The organism is Methylomonas rivi (genome assembly GCF_024505165.1).
Lineage (GTDB): Bacteria > Pseudomonadota > Gammaproteobacteria > Methylococcales > Methylomonadaceae > Methylomonas > Methylomonas rivi.
Window position 1 is genome coordinate 1 of sequence record NZ_JANIBK010000191.1, and the last position, 5,894, is coordinate 5,894.

Sequence of the window (5,894 nt, forward strand, 5' to 3'; positions counted from 1 at the left end):
CTTGGGCGGAGGCGGCGGTGCGGCGATAGGGGCCGGAACCGGGTTGGTTGCCGGTAGCATGGTTGGCGTGGGCGAGAGTAGGGGCGCCGCCTATGCCACCCAGGAAGGATACGATAATGCCTATATCCAATGCATGTACGGCAAAGGCCACCGTGTGCCGGTATCCGGCCAGTTTAGCGATGTCTATCGAATACCGGCGGCAAGATCGAACGCGCCTATTCCGCCGCCGCCTCCGGGCACGCCCCCGCCGCCGCCCGCGAGATGACGGGCCGGCTATTCTCCGTCTGCATGACGAAGTATTGGATATACCTGTAATATGTAATCGAGGGTTTTATTTTTTAAAGATATGCCGAATATAAAAAATTTCAGGCTAGTGGCCGATTATGCCGATTAAGCCTAGGCGTACGATTTTTTTACGCGTTTTCCTGTTCTTTGCTTTTTTCGTTTTGGCTATTACTGTGTTTTTTGCCTTTATGGTGATACCGATGCAGAAAACGGCATTGCAGAAAATCATGTATGCGCAAGCGGAAACGGTGTCCAAATCCATCGTTCAGGCTACGTCCGATGCGATCATCAGTAAGGATTTCGGATTCATCGTGGAACACAACGTGGAGGTGTTAAAAAACAACGCTAGCATTCATTACATTATTATTTCGCCTAAACAAGGCGATAAAATATTTGTTAATCAGCGAAGTTGGCACATGCTGAATAGGCTCGATGATAAAATAGCGGCCCTTGAATCGGATTATATTAGTTTTAATGTGACGGACTTCGATAATATAAAAAACGTGTATCATTTTGTTTATCCCATCGGATTTTCGGGTATAGAGTGGGGGTGGCTGCACATCGGTTTTTCAACATCAGAATACGATGCATATATTCACGATATGTATTATCGTATTATTTATATTATTAGCGCATCCCTGGTTTTAATTATAATTGCAGGTTATTTCTTCGCGCGTTGGATATCCACTCCCGTCTCCGCAATCAGTCAATTGGCCACGCAAGTCGCCGCCGGCGATTTAACGGTTAGATCCGCCATCAAGCGAAACGATGAGATAGGCGCGCTCTCGGATAGTTTTAATAAGATGATTGATTCCCTGATGCTGTCCAATCAATATCTTGAGCATTACAATCAGGAGTTGGAAAGCAAAGTGAGCAAAAGGACGCAAGAGCTGGCGGATTTGAACGTGGATCTGGATAAAAAAATTAAAGAGGAAGTGGCGAAAAGCAAAAGGCAGGAAGCCTTATTGATCCACCAATCCCGTTCCGCCGCCATGGGCGAGATGATAGGTGCAATCGCTCATCAATGGCGCCAGCCTTTAAATGCATTGGGCTTGGTGCTGCAAAATCTGCAATTAAGATATAAATTGGGAAAGTTGGATGACGACTTCATGCGGTCAAGCATGGAGAAATCGGATCGGCTGGTTCACAAGATGTCCACCACCATTGACGACTTCAGGAATTTTTTCAAGCCTAATAAACAGGTCGAGCCGTTTAATGTTAAACAAATGATTCAATCCACCTGCGAGTTGCTGGAGGCTCAGTTAAAAAACCATAATATTCAGCTGAATATACAATGCGTTGACGATCTGGTTATTAACGGCTTGGAAGGCGAATTCTCCCAGGTTATTTTAAATTTAATCAATAATGCCAAGGATGTTTTGGTTGAAAATAAACCGTTACAACCGGTTATTGATATTTCCGCGTATAAAAAAAATAATGAAGTAACCGTTGTTATTGTAAAGGATAATGCGGGCGGTATACCCGAGTCTGTTTTCGATAAAATTTACGATCCTTATTTTACGACCAAGGATCAAGGTAAAGGTACCGGTATCGGCCTTTATATGTCGAAAATTATTATCGAGAATAATATGGAGGGCTCCTTGCATGCATTTAACGATGGCGAGGGCGCTAATTTTGTTATCGAATTAAAAAGTAGGCCTATCGTTAAAACCAGGCCGATTTTATGACGAATTGGGCGCGTTCATTCTATTTGGCTTGTTTATATGTCTGAAACCGAGTCGGTCGATGTACTGGTGATCGGCGCCGGGGCGTCGGGTTTGATGTGCGCAATAGAAGCGGCAAAAAGAGGCCGTAGCGTACGCGTGCTCGACCACGCAAACCGGCCGGGTAAAAAAATTCTGATGTCCGGCGGCGGCCGCTGTAACTTTACCAATTACACGGTGGAGCCGGAGCATTATATTTCCCATAATCCGCATTTTTGTAAATCGGCCCTGAAGCGTTTCAACCAATGGGATTTTCTGGCATTGGTGCAACGCTATAAAATTCCATTTCATGAACGGCTGCACGGGCAATTGTTTTGCGACAACAGTGCGAAAGACATACTGGACATGCTGCTGGCCGAAGGCCGGCAACAGGGTGTGGAACTCAAAATACCCTGTACTATTCAACAAGTATCCCGTGCGGCGGGTGGCGGGTTTCGCTTACAAACTTCGCAAGGGAACATGCGTTGCCAATCGCTGGTGGTGGCGACCGGCGGTTTGTCCATCCCTAAAATGGGCGCTACGCCGTTCGGGTATCAAGTGGCGGAGCAATTCGGTATTAAGGTTTGGCCGACGCATGCCGGCTTGGTGCCATTGACCTTGCAACCCGTCGATAAGGACGTGTTTTCCGCCTTGACCGGTATTGCCGTGCCCTGCGAAGTAAGCTTTCAAAATCGCTGCTTTAAGGAGAATTTGTTATTTACCCATAGAGGACTCAGCGGTCCCGCTATTTTGCAAATTTCCTCATATTGGCAGCCTGGAGAACCTTTGCGGATTAACTGTTTGCCCGATATACAATTATTCAAATTATTGAAACAGCAGCGCGGCCAGGGCAATAAGCTGAAACTTAAAACCTGGCTGGCCGAGCATCTGCCCAAGCGCCTGCTGCAAGCGCTGTTACCCGAGCCGCTACTGGAATGCAGTTTGGTCGATTGTTCCGACAAGCAATTGCAGCAGGTGGCCGATCATATCCAGGCTTGGCATATCAAACCGAACGGCAGCGAAGGTTACCGCACCGCCGAAGTGACATTGGGCGGAGTCGATTGCGATGCGTTATCGTCGAAAACCATGGAATGCCTGCGGGTGCCGGGTTTGTACTTTATCGGCGAAGTGGTGGATGTAACTGGCTGGTTGGGCGGATATAACTTCCAATGGGCGTGGTCATCCGGCTGGTGCGCCGGGCAATATGTCTGAATGCGGCCTTAATGCCGGTAACTGCGCATTTGCCCGACCAGCACCCCCTGAATTTCCACCTGGGCCGGCTGATAACGCATGGCCTGCATGCCGGAATTGGCGGGGATCAGCAAGGTTTCGTGCGGATATTGCTCGATGAACTTTAAGGTGGCTTCGGTTTTGTCCACCAACGCCACCACAATTTCGCCGTTACGGGCATGGCAACGTTGTTCGATAATGACCCAGTCGCCGTCGTAAATGCCTTCTTCCATCATCGAATCCCCTTTTACCCGCAGTACATAGCAGGGGTTAGCGGTTTTGATTTGGCTGGGAACGGTCATATATTCCTGGTTTTCAATGGCTTCAATCGGTTTGCCGGCGGCAATGACGCCGACATAGCGCAAGAGATCGGCATTGCCGCTATCGGGCTGCGCCATTTGTCTGGCTTTATCGCTCAGGCGCACGCCGCGATGTTTTCTGTCCATCGGCTCAATGAAGCCGGCTTCCACCAAGTCCTGAATAATACGATGTAACGAACCGCGGGATTTCAAGCCCAATGCCGCGCACAACTTATCCAAGGAAAGCGGCGGCGCAAAATTGTGTTGATTTTGCAGTAAAAAATCGATGATCTCGCGTTGCTTGCGGGTAAGATTGTCCATTAGGTCTAATTGTTTTTGAATTGTTCTCTTAAAGTTAACATAAGTTATGTCACAGAACAATAGCAGAACAATTCTGTGCGCCTGTTTTTCCGGGCAACCCTCGCGAGTCTAATCGATAGGTTCAACCCACCTTTGACGACCGAACCGGTTATGGCATGGGTTATTGCAAATGCTTTGCCGATGCTGCCAAAGCTAAAGTAAATTAGGCTACGTGGCGCGCGAATAATCGCGGCGAAATTCCCAGCGGCAAACCGAGCGATGATTAAAAAAATCGATGTCACCGACCTTAAGCCCAAAATGTTTATCCATGACATTAATTGTCCTTGGTTGGATCATCCGTTCTTGCGTAACCGTTTTTTGGTCGAGTCCGAGATCGACATCGAGAGAATCGCGGAATACGGCATTCGCCAAGTCTATATCGACACCGAGCGCGGGCCGGATATGCCGGAAGCGCCCAGTGCCGAAGAAGTGCATAGGCAACTTGATAACCGCATGCAACGCTTGGGTCAAAATCTCAGGCGCGAGCCGCCTCCGGTTAGCGTAGAGCAAGAACGGGTACAAGCCCGGCATCTCTGCCGCGAAGCCAACCGTATCGTGCATAACGTGTTGCAGGATTGCCGCTTGGGTAAGCAGGTTGAATTGGAACTGGTGGAACCGGTGGTATCCGGCATCGCCGATTCGATTTTCCGCAACCCGGACGCCATCGTCAGTCTGCTCAGAATCAAGCAAGCCGACAAATACACCTTTCAGCATTCGGTAGCGGTCGGTACGCTGTTGATCGGCTTCTGCCGGGCACTGGGTATTGACCGCAAAACCATCGAACTGGTCGGCCTGGGCGGATTAATGCACGACATCGGCAAAATGCAGGTGCCGAATGCCATCCTGAACAAGCCCGGCAAACTCACGGAAGCCGAATTCGAGATCATGAAGCAGCATGTCCGCTATGGCAGTTTGGTATTGCAAAAGTCACCGGGAATTTCGCCCATCGCGCTGAGCGTCGCCGCCGAACATCACGAATGCTACGACGGCAGCGGTTATCCGCTCGGACTCAAGGGCGACCGGATCAGTCTCTATGGGCAAATGGCGTCGGTGGTGGACGTGTACGACGCGCTAACCTCAACCCGTATCTATCATACGGGCAGGGAGCCCACGGAGGTGTTGAGAAAATTGCTGGAGTGGAGCGGCCACCATTTCAATGTGACGTTGGTACACCAATTTATCCGGTGCATAGGCATTTATCCCGTCGGCACGCTGGTGCGGCTGGAAAGCGGCTATCTGGCAGTCGTCGTCGAGCAGCACCACGAAAATTTGCTGCATCCCAAGGTCAGGGCGGTGTTCAACAGCCAGTCCCGCGTTTTCATGCCGCCGCGCGATTTCGATTTATCGAAACCCGGCTGCCATGACCGCATAACTTCGTTTGAAGTGCCGTCGCGCTGGGGGATCGATCCGGGGCGGTATATTTAACCGCCTGTTCCGATACGATTATGCGGGTAGTAATGCCGACTTTTTGAGCGGGCAAATTGTCGTTATCGATCCCTCGGGATTTCGTTACAAACAACGCGTATTTTGAGAGGCTTTTGCGACACCCTATTTATCAAAGAGGGGCTTACCGACGAGCGATAAGGAATAATCCGAATTCCCGGCAGTTATTTATGGCCATAATCTAACCGGACATTCGCCCCGGTAGAAGGTAATCCGGCGCAACATTGGCAAGCTCAATAAGGAAAACGCTGCGTATCCCGAATCTCGAATCCGAGGCAAGACAAATGATTGGCGTCAATGAATCTACCGCACGGCCTACCCTCCGGCTTGGTGGCGATGATCTGTATGAACGGTGCCGGCCGGTGTATTGGTCGCCACGACTTGCCGAAGGCGTTTTAAGCCCGACTGCAAAATCAGTCTTATCCATTACAATGACAGCCGTTGGCAACACGCATCTTTCGTCTTATGTTTGAACGTCTATTGAACAAATCGCCGCGCTTATCCGTCATTGCAATGGCGGCCGTTTTCGCGGCCTGCGGCGCTACGCCGGAGCGCCTCCATGCGCCCGCGCCTA

The 5,894-nt window shown here is 49.9% G+C and carries 4 protein-coding genes; 3 read left to right on the forward strand and 1 reads right to left on the reverse strand.

All coding sequences use genetic code 11. The annotated features are described in order from the left end of the window. The first annotated feature begins 383 nt into the window (after nucleotides 1-383). Together NP596_RS19400 and NP596_RS19405 are read left to right on the forward strand one after the other, a co-directional pair. Nucleotides 384-1,973, forward strand: coding sequence for a HAMP domain-containing protein (locus NP596_RS19400; protein WP_256617051.1), 1,590 nt, complete (start codon nucleotides 384-386; stop codon nucleotides 1,971-1,973). A 36-nt stretch (nucleotides 1,974-2,009) separates the two neighbouring features. Beyond that, nucleotides 2,010-3,200, forward strand: a complete 1,191-nt coding sequence (locus NP596_RS19405) for a BaiN/RdsA family NAD(P)/FAD-dependent oxidoreductase (RefSeq protein WP_256617052.1) — start codon at nucleotides 2,010-2,012, stop codon at nucleotides 3,198-3,200. Between the two features lie 8 nt (nucleotides 3,201-3,208). On the opposite strand, the gene lexA is transcribed toward NP596_RS19405, so the two are convergent. After that, entirely contained in the window at nucleotides 3,209-3,838 is a 630-nt protein-coding gene (gene lexA, locus NP596_RS19410; RefSeq protein ID WP_256617053.1) for a transcriptional repressor LexA, read from the reverse strand. Nucleotides 3,839-4,096: 258 nt separating this feature from the next. Between lexA and NP596_RS19415 the strand changes: the two genes are divergently transcribed. After that, nucleotides 4,097-5,302 carry a cyclic di-GMP phosphodiesterase gene (locus tag NP596_RS19415; protein ID WP_256617054.1) on the forward strand — a complete coding sequence of 402 codons (1,206 nt, stop codon included), beginning with the start codon at nucleotides 4,097-4,099 and terminating at the stop codon, nucleotides 5,300-5,302. The last annotated feature ends 592 nt before the right edge of the window (nucleotides 5,303-5,894 follow it).

Coding starts and splice junctions, on each gene's coding strand:
- NP596_RS19400 (WP_256617051.1), top strand. CDS start 384: ATGCCGATTAAGCCTAGGCGTACGATTTTTTTACGCGTTTTCCTGTTC.
- NP596_RS19405 (WP_256617052.1), top strand. CDS start 2,010: ATGTCTGAAACCGAGTCGGTCGATGTACTGGTGATCGGCGCCGGGGCG.
- lexA (WP_256617053.1), bottom strand. CDS start 3,838: ATGGACAATCTTACCCGCAAGCAACGCGAGATCATCGATTTTTTACTG.
- NP596_RS19415 (WP_256617054.1), top strand. CDS start 4,097: ATGATTAAAAAAATCGATGTCACCGACCTTAAGCCCAAAATGTTTATC.